The organism is Burkholderia perseverans (genome assembly GCF_022870505.1).
GTDB classification, from domain to species: domain Bacteria; phylum Pseudomonadota; class Gammaproteobacteria; order Burkholderiales; family Burkholderiaceae; genus Burkholderia; species Burkholderia plantarii.
The window spans coordinates 2,230,459-2,251,739 of the sequence record NZ_CP045093.1; the positions used below are offsets into that span (position 1 = coordinate 2,230,459).

The window sequence follows — 21,281 nt, forward strand, 5'->3', positions numbered from 1 at the left end:
CTCAGACGCCTCCGGCGCGCGCGGCGATGAAGCGCCGGAACACCGCGCGCTCATGATCGGCCACGCGCGGCGCGGGCGCCTCGAGCGCCTCGCGCCACGCTTCGCGCATGCCGTCCACGCGGTGCCAGCCGCAGACCTGCGCGCCGGTCGGGAACGGCGTCGCCACCGGTTCGCGGTAATGCACGAGAAACAGGTTCGGCGCCGGCTCGGGCGTGCGCCAGAGATCGCTCGCGTCACGCACCGACGCCTCGAACCAGAAGCGGCCCCAGCACGGCTCGCCGTCGGCGGCAGCCGTGCCGGCGCTACGCGAGCCGCCGGCCTGCGGCACGCGCAGGAAGCCGGCCATCACCAGCAGCACGGCCGGCAGGTCTTCGTCGCGCAGCGCCGGATACGACCAGAGGTCGAGCACGTCGGCGAGCGCGAGCAGGTTCATGAAGCGCGCGAGCGTGAGGCCGGGCCAGACGCGCCGCGCGATCGTGAAATGGACGTCCCAGTGTTCGAGGAAGCGGCGCCGGTTGCGCTCGGCGATCGCGAGGTCGCCGGGGCCGCGCACGATCAGGTCGTCGGGTTGATAGCGGCGCGTGGTCAGCACGCAGCGCGCCGAGTTGCGCGTGCTGCGGTGGCGCGCGCGCCCTTCCATGCCGGGCATCGGTTCGAGCGCGCCGCCGCACAGCGGGCAGCGCGCCGGAAACGTGCCGGCCGGCCCCGGCCACGGATTCGCTGCGCTGCCGCGCTCGCGCGGCGCGGCGGGTGCCTTCGGCGCGCTATCGGCCGCCGGCACGTCACCCAGCGCGAGACGTTGCAGCGTCATGTCGATCCTTATGGCTCTCGTTGTTTTTATTGAGCGGCGGACAGCGCCTTACGCAGCGCATCCTCGTCGATCGGCGCGCTGCCGGCGATCTTCGTGATGTAGGCCTGCGCGTTCTGCTGCGTCTGCTGCGCGCGCAGGGCGGAGCGGATCTGCTCCTTCACGTCGGCGAGCGGACGCTGCGCGGCGGCACGCACTTCGATCAGCTTCACCACGTGGAAGCCCGTGGCGGTCTGGATCGGGGCCGACACCTGGCCCGGCTTCAGCGCGTCGGCGGCCGAGCGCACCGGCGGCATCAGCAGCGTCTCGGGCACGAAGCCCATGTCGCCGCCGTTGGCCGCGCTCGGCTTGTCCTGCGAGTTGGCCTTGGCGAGCGCCGCGAAATCGCCGCTGCGGGCGCGCGTCGCGAGGTCGGTGGCCTTCTTGCGCGCGGCGTCGAGGGTGGCGGCGTCGGCGTTCGGCGGCGTGGCGATGTAGATCTGCGCGACGTGCAGCGCGCGCGGCGCCATGAAGGCGGCCTGATTCTTGTCGTAGGCGGCCGAGATGTCGGCGTCGGACGGATAGCCGGCGGGCGGCGCGCTGACCGAACCCAGGTAGCTGCGCGCGATGATCTCGCGGCGGGCCTGCTCGATGGCCGTTTCCACGTCGGCCTGCTTGTCCCAGCCCTTCGCCTTGGCTTCGGCGAGCACCACCTTCTGCGCGAGCGCCGAACGCACGAGCTGGTCGAGCGCGCCCGGATCGGCGGCGAGCCGCGTGCGGCCTTCGGGGCCGACCGCCTTCAGCATCGGTGCGAGATCGGCCTGCGTGACCGAGGTCTGCGAGGCGCTGACGATCACGTCGCCCTGTGCGAACGCGGCGAGCGGCATGCCCGCGGCGACGACGCCCAACCAGATAACCAGTTTCTTCATGTCCATGACTCCTGCTTGCGATTGCGTGTTCGTGATTGCGTGTTCGTGAATCACCACTGTCCGTTCGCGGCGCGGCCTCGCTTCAGGCCTCGCCCGCGAACCTCAGCCGCACCACCACCGGTTGCGGCATGCCCTTGGGCGGCACGGCGCCGATCTCGCGCCCGACCAGCGCGGCGGCCAGCGCCGCGTCGATCGCGGCACCGGCGTCGGTTCCGTCCGCCTGATTCTGCGCGTCGGTGTCCGCGTCCGTATCCTCATGCTCCGGCCCGGCGGCCACGCGCGTGATGGCGCCCGCCGCGTCGAGCCAGATCTTCAGCCGCAGCACCGGCACGGCGTCGCCGGCCAGCGCGCGTGCGTTCGCATGACCGTCGATCGCGGCGCGCGAGCGCGTCGCCGCCGCGTCCGGGCCGTCGAGCACCTCGCGCAGGCAGCGCGAGACGCGATGCGCGTAGTCGCGCCAGCGCTCGGGCGCCGCGTCGAACGCCACCGGCTGCGCAGGGTCATCCGGCCGCCGCCCGCGCGCCAGTTGCGTGACGCGCGCGCCGAGCGAGCCGACCAGCCGCGCGACGGCGCTCATGCGTCGGTGGCCTTCCCGTTGGTCTGCTGCGCGGTTTCCGCGGCCGTGCGGGCCGCCGCTTCCTGCTCGGCCAGCGCGGGCCGGCTGCGCAGATGCAGCAGGAATTCCTGCACGAGGCGGTCCCACAGCTCGATCGTCGAGCGCAGGTGGCGCTCCGACACGCCGCCCGCCACGATCACGTCCATTTCCAGCGCGAGGAACGCACCGTGGCTCGCGAGCCGCGCGAAGCGCTTGGTGCGGTTCCAGGCGGCCGTCAGTTCGGTCGGCAGCTCGCCCTGCACCTGCAGCACGCAGCTCATCGTGTAGTCGAGGAAACGCGCTCCGGCCACGCCGCTCTCCGGCGTCGCGCCGGCCACCGGGTTGCCGAAGCGCACCGCGAAGCCGACGCCCTGGCTCGCGCTCATCAGTTGCACCGTGCCGTTGTGTTCCGCCGCCGTCACGCGGTAGCCCGCGCGACGCAGCACTTCGGCCAGTTGCTCGGCGCCGATCGATTCGATCGCCGTGTCGTGCGCCGCGCGCACCGTCTCGTTGTCTTGATGAATCTCAGCCATGTTTCCCTTCCGTTGGTGCATGGGTGTTGCCAATCGACGGGCGGCCGGGACACCGTTGCGCGCGCAACCTAATGCCCTTGCCGCCCCTTGCTTCGTTCCCTGCTTCGTTCCTTACGTCTTCCCTTACTTCGCGCCGGAGGCGGCGGCCGGAGCCGACGCGGCAGCCGGCCGGCGGGCCGGGTCGTACTTGCCGGCGTAGAGCGCGTCGCCGTAGCGCTGCCCGATCTCGTCGTACTTCACGCGCGCCGATTCGGCGAACGGCTGGCGCGACGACATCAGCGTGCCGAAGCCGACGTGCTCGTAGGCATCGAGGATCTCGTGGCCGACGCGATACAGATCGGTATTCTGGGCCTGACAGGTTTGCAGTTGCGTGTCACGCGACGTGATATCGGCCTGCAATTTGGTGCGCTGCGTCTCGTTCGTGTGCGCGCTGGCCTGCAGCGCCTCATACGAGGACTTCAGTTTCGCCAGCGCCTGGGTGTCCTGCGCGTGCGCGGCGCGCTCCTCGGCGAGCGAGCGCTTCGCGGCGGCTTCGCCGCTCGACTCGCCCTTCGCCGCGGCGAGCTGCGCCTGGGCTTCCTTCAGGTCCGCCAGCGCCTTGTCGCGCGCCTGTTCGGCGGCGGCCTTGTCGGCCGTCAGCTGCGCCTGGCCGTCCTGCAGCTGGTGCAGTTCCTGGGTGGTCGAGCGCAGCTGGGTGCGCAGCTTGTCCTCGATGCTCTGCGCGTCGGCGGCCGAGGCCGCCGCCAGCAGTGCGGCGGCCAGGCCGGCGGCGAGCGCGGCGTGAGCGCGCGCGTGTCGGGGGGATCTCATCCGGGTCTCCGTCAGAAGCGCGCGTTGAGTTCGAGCTGCAGCACGTCGATCGTGACGGGCGGGCCGTACACTTCGCGCGCGCTCAGGTAACGCGCCGACACCCAGGTGTCGCGCGCGACCGCGTAGGCGGCGCCGAGCACGTAACCGCGCGCGTTGGTGCCGCCCAGGTGGAAGTCGGGATCGGTGAACGCATCGAGCGTCGCGTCCGGCTGCAGGTACTTGTAGCCGACCGAGAAGTTCCACTGGCCCTTGTCATGCGGCTCCGGCTCGCCGAACGTCGCCTTCGCCATGAAGCCGTTCGGGCCACTGCGGTAATCGCTCTGCGCGGCGTTGAGCTGGGTCGAGTCGTAGTTGTTGACAGGCAGCGTGGCCGCCGAGAACGCCTTGTTCGAGTTGTAGGCGAGGTTGCGCACGAACTCGCCGTCGAGCCGCAGCTTGTAGCGGTTGGCGATCACCGTGTCCCACTGCGCCTTCAGGTCCAGCAGGCGGTAGTTGTAGGCAAGGCCGAACAGCTGCGGATCGGGCGTGGCGCCCGGCACCAGGCCCGGGTCCTGCACGATGTTGCGCAGCGCCACCAGCGTGTTGCCGCCCTGCACGAAGGCCGGTGCCTCGTTGTCGGTGCTGCAGCTGGTCGCGCCGAGGTAGAGCGCGCACGGCGAGGACAGCGTGCCGCGCATGTTCTGGTAGTCGTAGTAGGCGACCGCGCCCTTCAGGCGGTTCTGCTCGTTGATCTTCCACTCCGCGCCGAACTGCGCGCCGACCATCCACTTGGTGTCGCTGCCGACCTTGTCGGTGCTGTTCGACGGGAAGTTCTCGCTGGTGTACTGGATCGGGAACAGGCCGAAGGTACCGAACAGCGTGACGTTGTCGTTGCCGGGCAGCGCGCGGCGGAAGTTCGCCGCGATGCCGTCCATCTCGAGGTCGTCGGCGAACAGCAGGTCCGACTTGAAGAACGGGTTGTCGAAACGGCCCGCCACCACGTTGAGCCACGGGGTCGGCTTGTAGGCGAAGAACGCCTTGTTCAGCCAGATGTTCTTCTTCGCGAAGCCGCCGCCCGCGGTGGCGGTGGTCGACACCGGCCCGTTGTCGTTGCCGCTCGCGAGCTGGATGCCGGCCGAGATCTCGTCGGACAGCGTCGCCGTCACGCCGAGTCGCGCGCGGTAGCGCAGCAGGTTGTTGCGGTTCTGCGTGGTGTTCTGGGTCGGCAGCTGCGCCGGGTTGGTGTTCTGGTTGGTGTCGAAACCGGTGCCCGACGAGTTGATCGCCTGGAAGTTCGTGACGTTGTTGGCGTTGCGGCTGCCGTAGAAGTGATACTCGTCACGCACGCGCAGATCGCCATCGATCTTGATGCGCGAGACCCAGTCCGGGAACGTGTTCGGCTGCGCCCAGTTCTCCTCCTTGGCCTGCGCGATCACTTCCTGCTTGACCTGGTCGCGGATCTGGTCGCGCACGACTTGCGGCACATACGGCACCGCGACGTCGCCCGGGCGCGTCGGCCCGTTGACGACGGTGGCACCAGCCACGCCGCCCGCCGCGCCGGCCACCGCCGGGGCGCGCCCGGCCCTGGCCTGCACCGCCTCGGTACGCGCCTCGCTGATCAGCTCGCTCGCGTTCTGCTGCGTCAGCACCCCACGCTTCACGAGCAGGTTGATCAGGTTGATCACCACGCTCTCGGTCGGCGCGGCATTGCCGGCCGCCGCCTGGGCTTCCAGCGACTGCGCATGCGCGTCGCCCGCTCCCGCGAACCCGAGCGCCAGCGCGGCCGCGCCGATGCACGACAAGCGCACCGGCATCGCCCCCCGCGAACGCCCCCCACCCCGTACCTGCCTATTTTGAATCATCAAAGTGCTCCGAACACTGACTGTTCCTGTCCGGCAGCGCCCGCGGCGCGGGCCTGCCCTGCATTGTTTGCGCGCGCGGCTAGGCCGGATTGCGGCCCTGCAACTTCACCGTGACCGGATAGCTGGTCACGGGCGGTACCTGGTCGACCTTGCCCAGCTTCTCGACGGCCGCGATCACGGCCGAATCGATCTTCGCGTCGCCGGTCGATTGCGCGATCGTCACCTTCGTGATGCGGCCCGACGGGTCCATCCACAGATGCAGGCTGCCCGCGAACCGCGTGCCGCCCGCGTCCTGCACGCCCTTGTCGGATTCGATCGCGTGCTGCAGCGTGTAGGCCATGTACTGCGCGTAGCTCGCGTTGCCGAAACCGTTGCCGGTGCCGATACCGCCACCCATCCCCGAACCGTCGCCGGCGCCGATGCCGAAACTGTCGGTGCCGGCCTGCGCCGGCGCGTTCATCGTCATCTGCTTCGGCGTGTTGTCGGACGGCTTGGGCGCCTCGGCCGGCTTCGGCGCGACGGTCGGCTTGTCGACCGGCGTCTTCACCTCTTCCTTCACCTTTTCGGGCGGCGGCTTCTGCGGCGGCGGCGGTGGTGGCGGCGGCAACGGGATCACCGTGGTCACCTGCGGCGCGGCCGCGCGCTTGACGCCGGCCGTGTCGCTGGCGAAATGCCAGACCAGCGCGACCAGCCCGGCCACCACCAGTGCGATCACCACCGGCTTCACGAAGCGGCGCGGCCCCTTGTCCGGCGGGCCGCCGTTATAGGTCATCTCCATCGCCGGTCCCTAGCCGCCCTGTTTCGCACGGCCGGTCACCAGGCCGACCTGCGAGAGATCGAGCCGGCGCAGCAGGTCGAGCACGTCCATCACGCGCTGGTACTGCACGGCGGCGTCGCCCTTCAGCACGATCGGGAACTCCGGATTGCTGGCCTTCTCGGTGCGCAGCCGGCTCTCGAGCTCATCCATCGTGACGGGGTACGCGTCGAGGTAGATCTGCCCCGAGTCGGCCACCGTGATGGCCTTCGTCTTCGGCTTGGCGAGGCTCGCGGACGAGCTCGCCTTCGGCAGATCGACCTTGATGCCCTGCACCGACGCGGTCGTCATGATGATGAAAATGATCAGCAGCACATACGCCAGATCCAGCATCGGCGTGATGTTGATGTCGTCGTAGGGCTTGTCGTCGTCCTGAACCTGCATGCTGTTCTCCCGCGCCGGTCAGTCGGCAAGCACCGCGTGATCCGGCGAGCGATGGGCCTCGGCCAGGCGCGTGACGAATTCGTCGACGAACACCTGCATGTTGGCGGTCACGTTCTTGTTGCGGATCAACAGGTAGTTGTAGCCGAACAGCGCCGGAATCGCGACGAACAGGCCGGTGACGGTCGCCAGCAGCGCGGCGGCGATACCCGGCGCGATCGCGTTGACGTTGACGTCGCCGGCCGCGGCGATCGCCGCGAACGTGATCATCACGCCCACCACGGTACCGAGCAGGCCGAGGAACGGGCCGCCCGAGATCGCGATGGTCAGCAGCACCATCGACTTCGACAGGCGCTGGTTCTCGCGCACCAGCGTCGCGTCCATCGAGGCACGGATCGCCTCGATCGATTCGGTGGTGATCACGGTGCGGCCCTGGTCGTTCACGCGGCTGTGGATTTCATGCACGCCGGCGCGGTAGAGGCGATACAGCGACGACTTGTAGAGGCGGCGGCCTTCGTCGCTCTTCTCGTCGACGTGGGCGAGGCCCACCAGATGGCGGCCGGCCACTTCGCGAAAGCGCTGCACGAAGAACGCGTTCGCGCCGTCCACGGTGCTCACGTAGCGTGCCTTGGTGTACATCACCACCCACGAGATCAGCGCCATCACCATCAGGATGCCGATCACGACCCACGCGTCGATCGTCACCGAGTGGACGATCACGCCGAAGTAGCCGAAGCCGAAGCCCGACTGCTTCTCGTCGGCGCCGTAGGCGACCAGCTTCGATTCCGAGCCCTGCGAGAGCGCATCCACGCCGATCGCGAGCGGCGAGCGCGCCACGCGCGACAGGCGCAGTTCGTCGAGCGCGCCGCTATAGGCGGCGAACCCGGCCGGCGCGCCCGGCGCGTCGGCGCCGATCACGGCCGGCGTGTTCAGCGCCGGCAGCGCGCCAGCGATCTGCGCGACCTGCTTGCCGTTCGCGTAGACGGTCAGGTTGTGGCCGTCCTCGGTCACCGCGATGTGGGTCCACTGGTTGGCGACCACCGGCGAGGCAGCCGGCGTGCGAATCGTCGCACCGTTGTCGATCTCGGCGAACGGCACGCCGTTGTCGAGGCCGATCAGCAGTGCGTTGGCGCCGTCGCGGCGGCTGTAGAGCACCACGTTCGGAGCCAGCGCCGCGGGCTTGACCCAGGCGCTGAACGTGAAGCTGCCGCCGGCGGCCACGTTCAGCGAGGGGCTGGCCGGCAGCGTCAGCGAACCGTTGCCGTCGAAGCCGGCGCCCTTGCCGATGATGCCGTCCTCGACGGTGCGCACCGTCGCGGCCTGCGCGTGGTTCGCGTAGGCGGTGGCGTCCTTCGGCGGCGTGCCCGAGGCACCGTTGAAGTGATAGACGAGCGTGGTGTCGGCATCGAACGTCTCGGCCGGCTTGCCGGCGTCGGGCGCGTTCTTGTTGCCGTAGTACATCCAGATCGACTCGGTCGAGCCGGCCGGCATCTTCGGCACGTCCACCCAGATCAGCGCGACGCCGAGCACCGCGTCGTACTGGTCGATGTGGTAGTTCAGCGGCGTCTTGTCGTCGGACGAGACGAAGCGGATGTCGGCGCCGTTGTCAGCCAGGCCGTCGAACTGGAAATTGCCCGAATGCAGGCGGATCAGCAGCGGCACGCGGCCGGCCGATTCGGTCAGATTCGCACCCTTGGGGCTCGCGTCGATCGTGATCGCCTTACGATACGACCAATCGTTTTGCCACCACGCATTCGCGATTCCCGGCAGCGCGCCCAGCAGCGCCGCCAACATGAACACCATCACTCGCTTCACGATCCACTCCCCGTTTGCGCCTTCCGGCCCTCGGCCCGGCACGATCAAAAATTCAGAATCCAGCTTGCTCAGAAACCCAGTCGTACATAGAAATCGAACCGGGGGCTGTACTGCCGCGTGTAGACACCTGCCTTCAACGGCCAGCCGGCCTCGAAGTCCGCGCTCGCGTACTTGAACAAGGTCGCGCGCATGCCGAAACCGACGCTGAGCAGGTTGAAGCTCGAGGTCTGCTCGACCAGCGGGCTCAGCAGCCACAGGTGCGCCGCATCGACGAACGCGTGGAAGCGCAGCTCGTCCACGCGGCTGCCGAGCTGGTTCGCGAGCGACGGGCTGCGCAGTTCGAGCGAGCCGATCACGCCGCTGTCGGCCGTGTCCTCGGCCTGCATGTAGCCGCGCACGCTGTTCATGCCACCCGCCGAGAACTGTTCGCTCGACACCAGCGGCGAGTTCGCGATCTGCGCGCTGACGTGCGCGTTGGCCTGCGTATCGTTCTTGAAACGCTGCGTGTGATTGATGTCGAACTTGCCGTAGATGAAATCCGGCGTCGCGTTGTAGCGCTTGTTGTCCCAGTCGTTGGCGCTGCTGCCGATGCCGCGGATGTTGGTGACGAGCGCCGCCGAGAACGAGGTCGACGACTGCTTCAGGTTCAGCTGGCTGGTGTACGACACCGTGACCGGCAGGTACGTGAGCGGCGCCGACGAGGTCTGCCCGATCAGGTTGACGTCTTCGTCGTAATGCTTGTGGTCGATCTCGACGCTCAGGTTCTGCGAATAGGTGTCCGACGACGGCAGCGCGTAGATCGCGGTGAAGCCGTAAGTGGTGCCCTTGCCGAGCACGTTGCTGCCGCCCACCGACGCGACGTTGCTGTCCGAGTGGACGATCGTCGCGAGGAAGCTCCAGTGCGTGTCCTTGATCGGCGCCAGATACGAGAACGCGTAGACGCGCGCATCGGTCGGATGCTGCGGCGCCACCACGTAGGTGCCCGAGATGATGTGCCCGAGCTGCCAGAGGTTCGTATAGCTGAGCGTGGCCGTGGTGCGCAGCAGCGAGGTGCCGGGGCTGTTGTCGTTGTTCAGTTCGAGCGAGCCGTGCAGCGGGCTGTGATCGTCCACCTTCAGGTCGACGTCCACCGTCTGCGGCATCACGCCGGGCTTCAGCACCGGCACCACCTGGCGGTCCGCCGAGCGGTTCAGGTCCGACAGCTGCGCCTGCGCCTCGGTGAAATCTGGCACCTTGCCCTCGGCGAGCGCGGGCACCGCGTCGCGGATGTTCTGCGGCGAGTTGTATTGCGCGCCTTCCACGCGCAGCCGGCCGATCTTCGCCTCGGTCACCTGCAGCAGGATCACGCCGTCCTTCACCTGCTGCTGCGGCAGCTCGACCACGACCGATTGATAGCCGCGGTCCTGATACACCTTCTGCAGCGCATCGCGCGCCGCGTTGACGTCGTCGAGCGTGCGGCCCGGCCCTTCATACGGATATACCGCCTTCTCGATGTCGAGCGGCTGCAGCATGGTGTTGCCGCGCACGATGAACTCGTTCACGTCGAACCTGCGCGGCGCGGCCGGCGCGGCACCCGCCGGCGCCGGTTTGGCTGCGGCCGCGGCGTCCTGCGCCCGGGCGCCGGACGCGAGGCTCAGGCCTCCGACCAGGGCGACGCCGGCCAGGCAACGGCGGCGCACTCGCCTCGGATCGTGCGGTTGGTGGTCTACTCTCGGCGGCATGCGCCCTTCCCCTTTTTGTCTCGGATCCTGCCAGTCGCGCGGGCTCGTGCGACCCGCGCTATCCATCCCGTGTTGCAGCTTGATGACAAATACTTAGTCATCCCAATCGATCGGTGTGTGCCGCACCCCGTGGCGCACGATCCGTTCAGTCCCGCATCCGCTCCCGCTGCCCGTGCAGCCCGTGTTGCGCGCCGCCCGGAGGCCGCACCCCGCAGGCCTCGAGCGTGAACCGCAGCAGCGCATCGATACAGACGTCGCGCTCGCTCGCGCAGGTATCGAGTACCAGATCCGGCGCGGGCGGCGGCTCATACGGCGCCGTCAGTCCCGTGAATCCCGGCAGCTCGCCGCGCCGCGCCCGCGCATACAGCCCCTTCGGGTCGCGCGCCTCGCACACGCCGAGCGCGGTGTTGACGTACACCTCGCGATACGCGTCGCCGATCACCGCGCGTGCCTGCTCGCGCATCGCCGCGAGCGGCGAGATCGCCGCCACCACCGCCACGCCGCCCGCCTCGGCGACCAGCGCGGCCACCTCGGCGATGCGCCGCACGTTCTCGAAGCGGTCGCGCTCGCCGAAGCCGAGATCGCGGCTCAGGCTGCCGCGCATCCGGTCGCCGTCGAGCACCATCGCGAAGCGCTCCAGCTGCCGCAAGCGCGTGGCGAGGGCCTGCGCCAGCGTGGTCTTGCCCGCGCCCGACAGGCCCGTCAGCCAGATCACGATGCCGCGCGCGGCCGTCCCGGCACCGGCTTCGGTGCGCGCGCCCGCCATCGGCTCATCGCGATTTGGCCTGCTTATCGGTAAAGACGAAGCCAAGGCCGCCAACCCGCAAACTTTCGTATCCATCTTCGTTCACGACGCCGCGCGCGCCGCGTCCTCGTCGTCCTCGCGCGGCCGCAGCTGCCAGAAACCGCCGTGCATCGTCACGATCGAGGGTGTATCGAGCCATTGCTGCGGACTCAGGATTTCGGCGCGGCGCACGTTCGGCATCACCTGCACGTCGAACACCTCGTCCACGCCGTTGAAGAACTGCAGAATGCCCAGCACCTCGCCGCTGGCCGCGTCGAGCGCCGCCACGCCGGCCATCAGCTCGCCCGCCTGCGCCTCGATCGGCAGGCCCTGCGGCCCGCGCCGCTCGCGCAGCCGCGACAGCCCGACGAACAGCACGCCGCCGTATTCGCAGAGCCCATGGGTAAACCCGGGCAGCGTCGCCAGCACGCGCTGCGCGCCGGTGGCCGGATCGATCTGCAGCACGCGCCCGCGCCCGCCTTCCAGCACGTGCAGGCGGTCGCCGATCACGCGCGGCGAATGCGGCATCGACAGCCCCGAGGCCAGCACGCGCCCCGACGGCACTTCCATCAGGATGCCGCCGTGCGCCATCTGCTCGCGCCAGCCGAACGGCGCGTCGCTCTGCGCGAGCGCCGTGGCGAAGCGGACCTTGCCGTCGTGGAACGCCATGCCGTTCAGGTGGCAGCGGTCGTCCGCCTGCAGCGCGGTGACGAACGGCGGCTGCCAGATCGGCGTGAAGTTGAAGAAGCCGTCGATCACGCAGATGCACGAGAAACGCGTGTTGACCGCGAGCACCACCTGCTTGTCGAACACCATGTCGTGCAGGTCGAGGTCGCCCGTGCAGTAGGTCTGGCGCGGCACGAACATCGCGTCGTAGTAATCGGTGCGCGGCGGATAGTGCGGCGCGAGCGTCGACACGTTGGCGAAGATCATCAGCTCGTTGACCGTCGCCACGGCGAGCCGCTGGTTCGACACCGCCATGCCCATCGAGCGCGGCAGCGGGCAGGCCGACAGCGTCGGCACGCCGTTGTCGACGCCGAGGATCGCCACGCCCGACGGGCGCCGGCTGATCGCGAGCGAACAGCCGAGCCGCGAGAGCACCTCGACGAAACGCCCGGTATCGCGCAGGTTGATGTACGGCGCCGCCTCGTCCTGCGAGGCGTCCTGCGTCGCGGCCGACGATGCTGCGCTACCGATCTGTTCCACTGGCTCCCCACCCATCCGTTGTCGCGCGGCCGGCATGGCATGCGCCGGCTCGCGGTCGATCCGCGCTTCGCCGGCGCGCCGCATCGGCGCGGCCGGACTCGAAGCGGCTCACAGCTACTAGACGGAACGACGCGTGATTTGCCGCAGGCTTTTTTTCAGGCGTCGTCGTCATTTCGTGATGCCCGCGGCGGCACGCGCCCACCGGACGCCGATCGAGTCCCGATCGAGTCCCGATCGGATCCCGATCGCGCGCACGGCCGCGTGCCGCGCCGCGTTGGCGGCGCATCCGGTCGAGAGAGGGAATGAAGCGATCGGTGCGGGGGGAATCGCCCTGGCCTGGCCCTCCGGTCGCGCATCGCGTCGTCACCGACGTCTGTATTCCTGTTCCGGCTACCCTGGCGTACCCGGCGACGCACCGGCGCGGCGCGAACACCGCGCATGCCGCCGTTCCGTCCGTCGCCTGCGCGCCCTCTCCCGCGCGCCCGGCCGCCGTGCGGCCTGCATCCGAATGAACCGCATGCGAACCGCGCGCTTATCGTCGGACCACAACCGGTCAATTTTTGTGACACCTCGCGTGAATTCGCGACGCGCGGGAACCGAATACCGATCCGGCACCCTCATCGTCACGGCGTCGCCGTGCGCCGGCGAATGCGCCCCGCCAAACCGGCGCACCGCGATGAAATCGTTTGCAAACAATTTGCGGGTCCGCGCACGCCGATCCGTCTTGACAATTAACGGTACTGAAAACGTTACCGGGCGAATGCCGGCTGATGAATGACATGGCGTTCGCGCGCGTACCCCGCCTTCACGAGGAATGGAGAACTCCAACGGTGAGAGCATGTCGATCGCCACGATAGTCCGGCGCTGGCTCGCCGCCCGGCTGGCCGCCGCACAGACGGCGGGTGTCGCCGCGCGCGACGGCCGCGCGAGCCGCGGCACGCGCGCGCCGTTCGCCCGGCCGCTGCGCTGGCGCGCGCCGTGGCTGCCGTGGCAACTGCTGTCGTGGCTGCTGACGAGCCTGCTGGCGCCGCCGTTCTGGGCGATCGGCACGCTGCTGCTGATCAATCCGGACAGCGACCAGCCGTTCTTCTGGGCCGCCGCGATGGCGATCGTGCCGGTCGCCAACGGCATCGCGATCGTCGCCACCAACCAGCGGCATCACCAGGCGCCGTTCACGGCGCGCCGCTCGGTGGCCGCGAGCCTGTTCGTGGTCGGACTCGCCGTGGCCTGCGGCCTGTTCGCGCTGCTGCTCTGGGCCTCGCATTCGAGCGAGGAACTGATCGGCCTGCTCAGCGTGGCGCCGGACGGCGCCGGCGGCATCGCGTTCGCCGCGCGCATCGTGCTGCTGGTGGGCGGCTTCGGCATCGCCTCGTCGCTGCACGCGAGCATGCTGCATGCGTGGCTCGCGTTCGACGAATGACATGAAGCGGCGCCATGATGACGGCACGACCCGGCCGCCGTCGCCTCACCGGCGCCGCGTCGCGCGTACCGCCCCACGCATCGGCACGGGCATCCTCGGAGCGAAATCCATCATGCGGGCATCCACCGCCGGCCGCCAGCGCGGCATCGCGATCGTCACGGTGCTGCTGGTCGTCGCGCTCGCGGCGACGCTCGCCGCCGGCATCGTCTGGCGCGAGCAGGTCGCCACGCGCGACGTCGAGAACCAGCGGCTCACCACGCAGGCGTTGTGGGCCGAGCGCGCGGCGGTGGAATGGGCGCGCGCGCAGCTGCACGCGCAGATGCAGACCTCGAGCGTCACGTTCCTCGGCCAGCCCTGGTCGGCGCCGGTGGCCGACGTGCAACTGGCCGACTTCCTGCCGCCCGACGCGCTGGCCGTCAACGCCGATCTCGCGCATGCCTGGATCTCCGGCCACATCGAGGACGCGCAATCGCGCTTCAACCTCTACAACCTGGTCTCGCGGCCGGGGGCCAGCCAACCGTGGCAGATCAACGGCGACGGCGTGCTGGCCTACCGGCGGCTGCTCGGCGAGCTGTCGCTCGATCCCGAACTCGCACGGCGCACCGCCGACGCCGTGCTGAACTCGCTGCGTCCGACGCCGGGCCCGGGCGGCTGGCCGCTGCAGCTCGTCACGGCCGACGACCTGACGCGCATCCCCGGCTACAGCGCGAAGACGGTCGAGGCGCTGGCGCCCTACATCACGCTGCTGCCCGACCTGACCACCGTGAACGTCAACACGGCCGCCGCGCCGGCGCTGATCGCCGCGATCCCGGGACTGACACGCAGCCAGGCGCAACGGCTCGTCGAGCGCCGCAACACCGCCTATTTCGTCAACACGGGCGAGGTGGCGGCCTACGTGGCGCCGGTCCAGACCGGCACGCTGAGCCTGCCGGACGGCGCGCAGGCCGGCGTCAACAGCGCCTTTTTCCTCGCCCACTGCCGGATCCATTCGGCGCGGCTGAACCTGCGCATCGACACGCTGATCGCGCGCTACGGCACCGGCCAGTACTCGTGGACCTCGGTGCTCTGGGTCCATCGCGTGACGACCTGAGCGGCCGGACGCATCCACGGAATCTCGTTCCCTCACCCCCGCAAACGACTTCGCGCGCCGGCGGCCATGATGGCCCGGCGCGCGGGAAGACGGCATGAAGCGTGGGAATCGTCCGCCGGGGATGGCGAACTCAAGCGAACTTAATGAAGTCGACCGAAACCGGCCGCCGCGCCTCGCGGCGCCGCGGCCGGTTCGCCTCAGTTGAGCGGCGCCTCGCCGAAGCCGACCGTGGCGCTCACGGCCGGCACGCGCTGCACCGGGCCGCCGCCGTCGAGCGACAGGCGGCTCACGCTGGTCTCGCGCACCTCGCCGAGCAGGCGGTTCCAGTCCTCGATCGACACCAGCAGCGCGATCGGACGGTTGTACTTGGTCACCATCACGAGCGCCTCGCTGGCGTGGCGCAGCGCCTTCGACGGATTGCTGCTGAAGTCGCGCGTGGCCATCGCGATGGTGCGCAGGCTGAACACGTTCGAGGTCAGGTCGTCGTTGTCGTCGTGCAGCAGCCGGTCGAGCGTGGCGGCGCGCAACAGCGTCTGCGACTTGGCCGAGAGCCGGTGCTCGCGGCGCTTGCGCCGCTCGCTGCGCGGATCGACGTGATGCGCGAGCAGCCGCAGCAGCGTGCCGAGCGTGCCGATCGACAGCAGGTCGTAGCGCTGCCACCAGGCCGGCGGCAGCGCGATCATCATGCCGATGTAGGCGCCGCGCACCCCGCCGGCGATATGCGCCGGCAGGCGCTCGGCGTCGCGCGCGTCGAGCGCGAGTTCGCCCGTCACCGCGCTCGTCATCACGCTGAACACGTTGTAGGCGGTCGCCACGATGCCGCGCGCGAGCGGCAGCGCGCGCGCCGCCACGTCGGCATACAGGGCGCCGTCGAACACCGGGTCGACGCGCAGCGGCAGCGTCTGGCCCCATTGCGCGCGCGCGAGGCGCATCACGCGCAGCGCGTCGATCAGCGAGGCCGGCGCGTTGGTCAGCACGCCCACGCGGTCCCGGCCCGGCTCGTCCGGGCGCCATTCGACGCGGCGGAACACCGTGGCGGCCTCGCCCTGCGCGTCGCCGATCATCGCCACCGGCTGCTCGAACACGCGGCCGCCGTCGAACTCGCCGATCTCGCGCGCCTCGCCGTGCGGATGCCAGACCGGCGCGCAGCCGTGCTCGCGCAGCACGAACACGCCGCTGCCGCGCGGCCAGCCGGCCAGGATCGCGGCGGTGCTGAAGCGGCCGTCGATCACCCACAGCTCGCCGGGCTGCACCGATTCGAGCAGCGAACCGACGAACGCGCGCTCGTGGACGCGACCGCGTTCGTAGGGCACCAGATCCACCACCATGCCGTGCTCGGGATCGTAGACCGGCAGCAGGCCCGGCGGCATGCCGCCCGTCTCGTCGGGATCGAACACCACGCAGCCGTCCGGCCCCGGCGTGCAGGCGAGCCCCGACGGCAGCGCGCCGCCGTCGAGCACGCGCACGCGCAGGCCGCCGGCCGCGTCGGCCCAATCGTTGGCGCGGCGCGTGGCGAGCGGCAGCAGCAGCGCCGTGCCGTCCTTCACGAGCGCGCGGCCCCAGCCGGCGCGCAGCCGGCTCATGCGGTCGTGCAGCGCGGTCACGGCCGGCGCGAAGCCGGCGCCCATCACGGCGCCGGTCGCGGCACCCGTGCCGGCGCCGGGGCGCAGGGCCTCGCCGATCGCCACCACCGCGTCGGCCACGCAGGCGATCAGCGCCTCGCGCAGCGGCTCGCGGTCCGCGTCGTCATCGATTTCGGCGGCCTCGAGCCATTGGTCGTCGATTGCGCACTGCATCACGAGCCGCGCCATGATCGCCATCGGGCTGTGCTCGACAAAGCGTTCCAACACCGTGCGTATCACCTGGTCACCTCTGGGTTGAAGGGTTGGGGCGCCGCGCGGCGCGGAACCTCCGGCGCGCGCGGGCCGTCGAACTTGACGCGCCGCAATTGGCGCATGAGCATCGGGTGCATCGCGACGGTTCGCGACGCCGAGAGGCACCGCACACCGATGGCGCACGAGGCCCCCGCATGTACGTAGACCCCCGCGTGGCCCACGGCCGCGCACGATTCGATCTGAGTGGTTCGCCGCGGCTCGTCGCGGAGGCGCGGCGCTGGGAAATCAGCGACGTGATCACGCTCGCGCTCGACACCTTCACCGGCGAGCGCAGCCGCCGCAACCTGATGCGGCTGCTGTCCCGCCAGATCGCGCCGCGTCTCGCGCGGCTCGGGCTCGAGCCCTACGTCGGCCCGCTCGGCGGCCGGGAGGGCCTGTTCGTCAATTTCGCGACGATGAGCGCCGAACATGGCCTGCGCGAGTTCGAGCTGCACCTGACGGTGCCCGACCTGGTGCTGCGCAGTTTCGCGACCACCGCGATCCGGCCGCACGCGGTCGCGCGCTGCATGCAGCGCAACGGCGCGATGGCATTGACGGAGATCGAGCACGAGACGCGCATCGCGTTCGTGCTGGCCCGCGTGATTCGCGGGCTGGCGCGCGCCGAGCACTGGCGGCAGCTGGCCGTGCCGACCCCGCGCGGGCTGTTCGTGGGCGCGCTGACCGATCACGACGACGTCGGCCTCGCCACCTACTTCCGGCCCGGCGACAACGACCGCCCGTCGCGCTGGCAAGCCTTCGCCGCGCTGTTCGCGGCCATGCCCGAGTGGCTGCCCGAGCAGGTCCGCACCGGCGGAGATTTGCTGCATTGGATGATCGACCATATCGTGGCGCTGCAGGCGTCTGCTCCGTTCGTCGAACGTTTTCCGTTTCTGCTCGAACCGTATCGCAGCGTCGATGACCCGCTCGACGCCACCTGGGCCGCCGCGCGCGCTCACGCCCGCGGCGACGGCCCGGTGCCGAACTGACCGCATCGATGTCACGTTGTCCCCCGATGTCGTCGGCCACTGCCACGCGCGGCGATCCGGCTGCCGCCCTCGATCGGGCATCCGTTCGCCGCTGCACGGCCCTCGTTTACTAGGTCGCTGCGGGCTCGCCTAACCCGCAGACTTTCTTTTTCGTCTCGCCCGGTCCGGCCGCAACGGGCCGCCGCTGCACGATTCTTTCCGTGACGGGTAGGCAGGTACGATGTCGTATGCCACAATCGCGTCCGTATCAACGAACGGATCCTTGCGATGACGCCGAATTCTCTCCGCCTGACCGCACCGGTTGTTACCGATAACGACTCGATCCGGTTCTCCGCCTATGCGCCCGGCTGGGGTTACACCGCCTACGCGCTGTCGGCCGAGACGCTGCGCCAGCGCCTCGGCGCCGCCGATGCCAGCCCGCAACAGCTGCTGCTCGCGTTCGAACTGGGCAAGCAGCGCCTGACGCGCGCGATCGAGCAGCGCATCTCCAACGCGCCACATGGCGAACGCGTCACGCTCACGCCCGACGATCTGCGCTGAATCCCCCCTGCGCGGGCCGCCGCCGCTGCGTCGGCGGCCCGCCAGTTGCCCCCTCCCCCTTTCTCCCGATCCACGCCGGCGCCGGCCGTCGCACTGCAGCTTGCTCAGTGCAGGGCGCTCAGTGCAAATCGTTCACGCCGAGCATCCGCAACGCCGCCCACAGCCACAGCACGTCATGCATCGCATCCGCGTGCGCGACGCTCTGCGCGCACCAGCGCTCGCATGCGGCGAACTCGCGCTCGGCGCCGTCGTCCACGCGCAGCCACAACAGCCAGCGAATCGCGCCCTCCTGAATGACCTCCTCGGTCATCGGCACCGCGCCGTCCCGCCCCTCAGCCCCCGACACGCTCGTCATCCTGCTGTCCCTCGCAGTTCAATGTCCGCCGTCTCGTCCGCCCGCCGTCGTTCCGGCGCGCGCAGCCTCCCCTCCCGCACCGGATGCAGCGGTACGTCGCCGGGCCGCGAATCCGCGGCCGCACGACGGCGCCTCTCATAGACATAGTCGCTTCAAGGTGGTCCGAACCCGCAGCGCGAAAGCGCGAAAAACCCGGTAAAACCGATGAAAATCGACGACGAACCGGATAGTCGGGGCAAGCGGGAACGGGACGGAGAACGAAGCATCGCGCGCCGGCTGGCCGGATGCGGGCGGGGGAATCGAGGCGGGGACTCAGACAATCGCACGCGCCGCCTGGCGGCGCGGCATGCCGCGAACCGGGCGGAACGGCAATCCGGACCGGGAATGCGGAATGAAGCGGGCTGACGGCGGCTGCAACGGCGGCGCGGGGCTTCAGGTCACCGGCATGCGCCGACGGCGCGGCACCTCAGGTCACCAGTACGATATTGCCGGGCAGCCGCGTGATGTGCGCGCCGTAGAGGCGCCCGAGCAGGTCGATCACGCTGTCGACGCGCGCGATCGGGAACTGCGCCTGCATGCGGTTCTCGCCGAGCGAGGCGTTGCGCAGGATCACCTTGCCGGGCCGGTAGCGGTTGATCTGCTCGACCACGTCGGACAGCGGCACGTCGTTGAACACCAGCACGCCGCGCCGCCAGGCCGTGACCGGCCCCGTGTCGACACGCGTGACCGGATCGACGCGCCGGTCGTCGTAGACCACCTGCTCGGCCGCGCCGAGCGTGCGGCGCCCGCCCGGGTGGACCAGCGTGAGGCTGCCCGACATGCAGGTCACGCAGACCTGCCCGTCCATGCGGCGCACGTTGAAGCGCGCCACCGCGGCGTCGATGCGCCCGCGCCCGGCCACCACGGTAACCGGCCGTACCGGATCGGCACGGCCCGGCACCGGCGCCGCGGCGTCGATCTCGGTCTCGCCGGCGACGAGCTCGAAGCCCTGCGCATCCTGCGAGCCGATCATGTCGAGCCGGGTCTGGGTATTCATCTCGACCGTCACGCGCGAGGACAGCACGATCTGCCGCTGCTCGCCGGTGCCGGTGCGATAGTTGGCGGCCAGGTCGCCGAGCGACGGCCACAGCCCGAGCGGCGGCCGGACCGCGAGCCACGAGGCGCCCGCCGCCACCGCGAAGCCGATGAACGCGCGCCGCCCGGTGCGCATCGCGCGCTCGCGCTTCGCGACGCCGATCCAGGCCACGCCGGACGCGCGCTCGTCGCGCGCTACCTCGCCGGCCGCGGTGCGCAGCAGGCTCCAGGTTTCGCGCAGCCGCTCGGCGCGGCCCGGGTGCTCGGCGGACCAGCGTTCGAACGCGTCGACGTCGGCCGGCCCCGCTTCGCCGGAGCGCAGCCGCAGCAGCCACGCGCTGGCGGTATCGTGCGCGTCGTCGGCGGGGTCGAGCTCGGCTTTCGTCATCGTCGGGTTGCTCAAATCAAAATTTGCGGGGTCCGCCACGCGAACCCGGATACGTATCGTCGTCTTCCTGCATGCGCTGCAGGCAATGCTTCATGGCGGCACTCAGCTCGCTCTCGACGAGGCGCAGCGAAATGCCGAACTGCTCCGCGATCTCGCGGTTGAGCAGGCCGTCCACGCGCGCGGCCACCAGGATCGCGCGGCGCCGCGGCGTGAGCCCCTGCAGCACGTCCTTGAGCGCGTCCACCTTGCGGCGCGCGGCCACGATCCGCTCGGGATCGGCCAGCTCGTCGGGCAGCTCGAGCACCGCCTCGATGTCGTCCTCGTGCAGATGGCGCCGCTCGCGGCGATGCTGGTCGATCGCGACGTTGCTCGCCATGCCGAGAATATACGCGTCGGCGTTGCCGATCTGGGTCGAGACGTTGGCGTTCTCGAGCCGCAGCCACGTCTCGTGCAGCGCGTCGGCGGCGTTGTCCTTCGAGCCGGTCGCGCGCTCGAGGCGCCGCACGAGGTGCGAATAGCGCGACGCGATGAGCTTCCTGAGTCCCGCGCGGGAAGTATCGGACATGGCCGCTCAGTTCCCGGCCGCCGCCGGCGGGCAGCGGAAATGGACGCCGTTGCCGGTCGGGCGCAGCAGGATCGTCACCGGCTGCGGCAGGCCTGCCGGCGGCGCGGTGTCGAGCTGCAACGCGCGCAGCGCACGCAGGATCGCCGCGTCTCGCACGGCCTGACCGCTCGATGTCACCTTGTTCACCGCCACGACTGCCCCCTTTTCATCTATACGTAGCTGCGCCACGAATCGATAGCTGCCCGGCACGGCGGCCGGCTGCGCGCAAAGCGCCTCGATCATGCGTTCCTGCAGCATTCCGGCGAACGCGTGGCGCTCACCGGATCCCTCGATGCCGTCGACCGGCAGCGCACCGTCGGATCCGTTGTCCGTCGGCGTCGCGGCCGGCCCCCTCGATGCCGGATCGGCGACGATGATCGCTTCGTCCAGCTGCGTAAAATCGGCCCGCAGGCCGGTTCCGACCAGCACGCGCCGCAGCGCGTCGCGCGGCGCGTAATCGCCTTCCAGCGGCGCGCTCATGCGGCCTTCCAGCAGCGGCGCCGGTGCCAGCACCACCAGTTCGGTGACGCGCGCGAAACTCTGCAACGCTCGGGCGAGTGGCTGGGCCGGCAGGTCGAAGCGCACGGTGCCGGCCGCCGGCGGCCCGGCGTCGGGCGCCGCCGACACGGCTTGCGCCGCCGCCCGGCACGCCGGCCATGCCAGCATCCACAGGCAGGCAAGCAGCGCGAACAAGCCGGCAGGCGGCCGAAAACGTGTCATGAAACCCCGGCCGG

21 protein-coding genes are annotated in these 21,281 nt (G+C 70.2%); 4 read left to right on the forward strand and 17 right to left on the reverse strand.

Annotation, left to right across the window (positions count from 1 at the left end; translation table 11 throughout):
• Position 1: 1 nt before the first annotated feature.
• From BpN12_RS09170 to BpN12_RS09225, 12 genes are all read right to left on the reverse strand, one after another.
• Complete coding sequence (locus tag BpN12_RS09170; protein ID WP_246792148.1) at positions 2-811, reverse strand: hypothetical protein; 810 nt, start codon at positions 809-811, stop codon at positions 2-4.
• A gap of 26 nt (positions 812-837) precedes the next feature.
• On the reverse strand, positions 838-1,716 hold the full coding sequence (locus BpN12_RS09175; protein WP_246792150.1) for a peptidylprolyl isomerase: 879 nt from the start codon (positions 1,714-1,716) through the stop codon (positions 838-840).
• An 82-nt stretch (positions 1,717-1,798) separates the two neighbouring features.
• Entirely contained in the window at positions 1,799-2,293 is a 495-nt protein-coding gene (locus BpN12_RS09180; protein WP_246792151.1) for a hypothetical protein, read from the reverse strand.
• Positions 2,290-2,844 carry a YbjN domain-containing protein gene (locus tag BpN12_RS09185; protein ID WP_246792152.1) on the reverse strand — a complete coding sequence of 185 codons (555 nt, stop codon included), beginning with the start codon at positions 2,842-2,844 and terminating at the stop codon, positions 2,290-2,292. The genes BpN12_RS09180 and BpN12_RS09185 overlap by 4 nt, the downstream gene beginning before the upstream one ends.
• A 123-nt stretch (positions 2,845-2,967) precedes the next feature.
• Complete coding sequence (locus tag BpN12_RS09190) at positions 2,968-3,654, reverse strand: hypothetical protein (RefSeq protein ID WP_246792153.1); 687 nt, start codon at positions 3,652-3,654, stop codon at positions 2,968-2,970.
• Between the two features lie 11 nt (positions 3,655-3,665).
• Positions 3,666-5,447 (reverse strand): putative porin, encoded by a 1,782-nt coding sequence (locus BpN12_RS09195; protein ID WP_280529108.1) that lies wholly within the window; start codon positions 5,445-5,447, stop codon positions 3,666-3,668.
• A 127-nt stretch (positions 5,448-5,574) separates the two neighbouring features.
• The gene (locus tag BpN12_RS09200; protein WP_246792155.1) at positions 5,575-6,267 is read right to left on the reverse strand and encodes an energy transducer TonB family protein; all 693 of its coding nucleotides are present in this window, start codon (positions 6,265-6,267) and stop codon (positions 5,575-5,577) included.
• Between the two features lie 15 nt (positions 6,268-6,282).
• Entirely contained in the window at positions 6,283-6,693 is a 411-nt protein-coding gene (locus BpN12_RS09205) for an ExbD/TolR family protein (protein WP_198252910.1), read from the reverse strand.
• Between the two features lie 18 nt (positions 6,694-6,711).
• Complete coding sequence (locus tag BpN12_RS09210) at positions 6,712-8,493, reverse strand: DUF2341 domain-containing protein (protein ID WP_246794672.1); 1,782 nt, start codon at positions 8,491-8,493, stop codon at positions 6,712-6,714.
• A gap of 80 nt (positions 8,494-8,573) precedes the next feature.
• A complete protein-coding gene (locus BpN12_RS09215; protein WP_246792156.1) occupies positions 8,574-10,226 on the reverse strand; it encodes a ShlB/FhaC/HecB family hemolysin secretion/activation protein in 1,653 nt (550 codons plus the stop codon).
• A 145-nt stretch (positions 10,227-10,371) separates the two neighbouring features.
• On the reverse strand, positions 10,372-10,992 hold the full coding sequence (cysC, locus tag BpN12_RS09220) for an adenylyl-sulfate kinase (RefSeq protein WP_246792157.1): 621 nt from the start codon (positions 10,990-10,992) through the stop codon (positions 10,372-10,374).
• An 81-nt stretch (positions 10,993-11,073) separates the two neighbouring features.
• The gene (locus tag BpN12_RS09225) at positions 11,074-12,216 is read right to left on the reverse strand and encodes a TIGR03032 family protein (protein ID WP_246792159.1); all 1,143 of its coding nucleotides are present in this window, start codon (positions 12,214-12,216) and stop codon (positions 11,074-11,076) included.
• A gap of 814 nt (positions 12,217-13,030) precedes the next feature.
• On the opposite strand from BpN12_RS09225, the gene BpN12_RS09230 reads away from it, so the two are divergent.
• Positions 13,031-13,636, forward strand: a complete 606-nt coding sequence (locus BpN12_RS09230; RefSeq protein WP_246792160.1) for a hypothetical protein — start codon at positions 13,031-13,033, stop codon at positions 13,634-13,636.
• A 112-nt stretch (positions 13,637-13,748) separates the two neighbouring features.
• Complete coding sequence (gene gspK, locus BpN12_RS09235) at positions 13,749-14,726, forward strand: type II secretion system minor pseudopilin GspK (protein WP_246792162.1); 978 nt, start codon at positions 13,749-13,751, stop codon at positions 14,724-14,726.
• A 197-nt stretch (positions 14,727-14,923) separates the two neighbouring features.
• Here the strand turns inward: gspK and BpN12_RS09240 are convergent, their stop codons facing one another.
• On the reverse strand, positions 14,924-16,576 hold the full coding sequence (locus tag BpN12_RS09240; RefSeq protein ID WP_246792164.1) for a type II toxin-antitoxin system Phd/YefM family antitoxin: 1,653 nt from the start codon (positions 16,574-16,576) through the stop codon (positions 14,924-14,926).
• Between the two features lie 179 nt (positions 16,577-16,755).
• On the opposite strand from BpN12_RS09240, the gene BpN12_RS09245 reads away from it, so the two are divergent.
• Both BpN12_RS09245 and BpN12_RS09250 read left to right on the forward strand, forming a co-directional pair.
• Positions 16,756-17,586, forward strand: coding sequence for a hypothetical protein (locus BpN12_RS09245; protein WP_246792165.1), 831 nt, complete (start codon positions 16,756-16,758; stop codon positions 17,584-17,586).
• 267 nt (positions 17,587-17,853) lie between these two features.
• Positions 17,854-18,126 carry a DUF1488 family protein gene (locus BpN12_RS09250; RefSeq protein WP_246792166.1) on the forward strand — a complete coding sequence of 91 codons (273 nt, stop codon included), beginning with the start codon at positions 17,854-17,856 and terminating at the stop codon, positions 18,124-18,126.
• A gap of 118 nt (positions 18,127-18,244) precedes the next feature.
• On the opposite strand, the gene BpN12_RS09255 is transcribed toward BpN12_RS09250, so the two are convergent.
• From BpN12_RS09255 to BpN12_RS09270, 4 genes are all read right to left on the reverse strand, one after another.
• Positions 18,245-18,481, reverse strand: a complete 237-nt coding sequence (locus tag BpN12_RS09255) for a FecR/PupR family sigma factor regulator (RefSeq protein ID WP_246792167.1) — start codon at positions 18,479-18,481, stop codon at positions 18,245-18,247.
• Positions 18,482-18,947: 466 nt separating this feature from the next.
• The gene (locus BpN12_RS09260; protein WP_246792168.1) at positions 18,948-19,943 is read right to left on the reverse strand and encodes a FecR family protein; all 996 of its coding nucleotides are present in this window, start codon (positions 19,941-19,943) and stop codon (positions 18,948-18,950) included.
• Positions 19,944-19,959: 16 nt separating this feature from the next.
• A complete protein-coding gene (locus BpN12_RS09265) occupies positions 19,960-20,508 on the reverse strand; it encodes an RNA polymerase sigma factor (protein WP_246792169.1) in 549 nt (182 codons plus the stop codon).
• Between the two features lie 6 nt (positions 20,509-20,514).
• On the reverse strand, positions 20,515-21,267 hold the full coding sequence (locus BpN12_RS09270; RefSeq protein WP_246794673.1) for a TonB C-terminal domain-containing protein: 753 nt from the start codon (positions 21,265-21,267) through the stop codon (positions 20,515-20,517).
• Between the last annotated feature and the right edge of the window lie 14 nt (positions 21,268-21,281).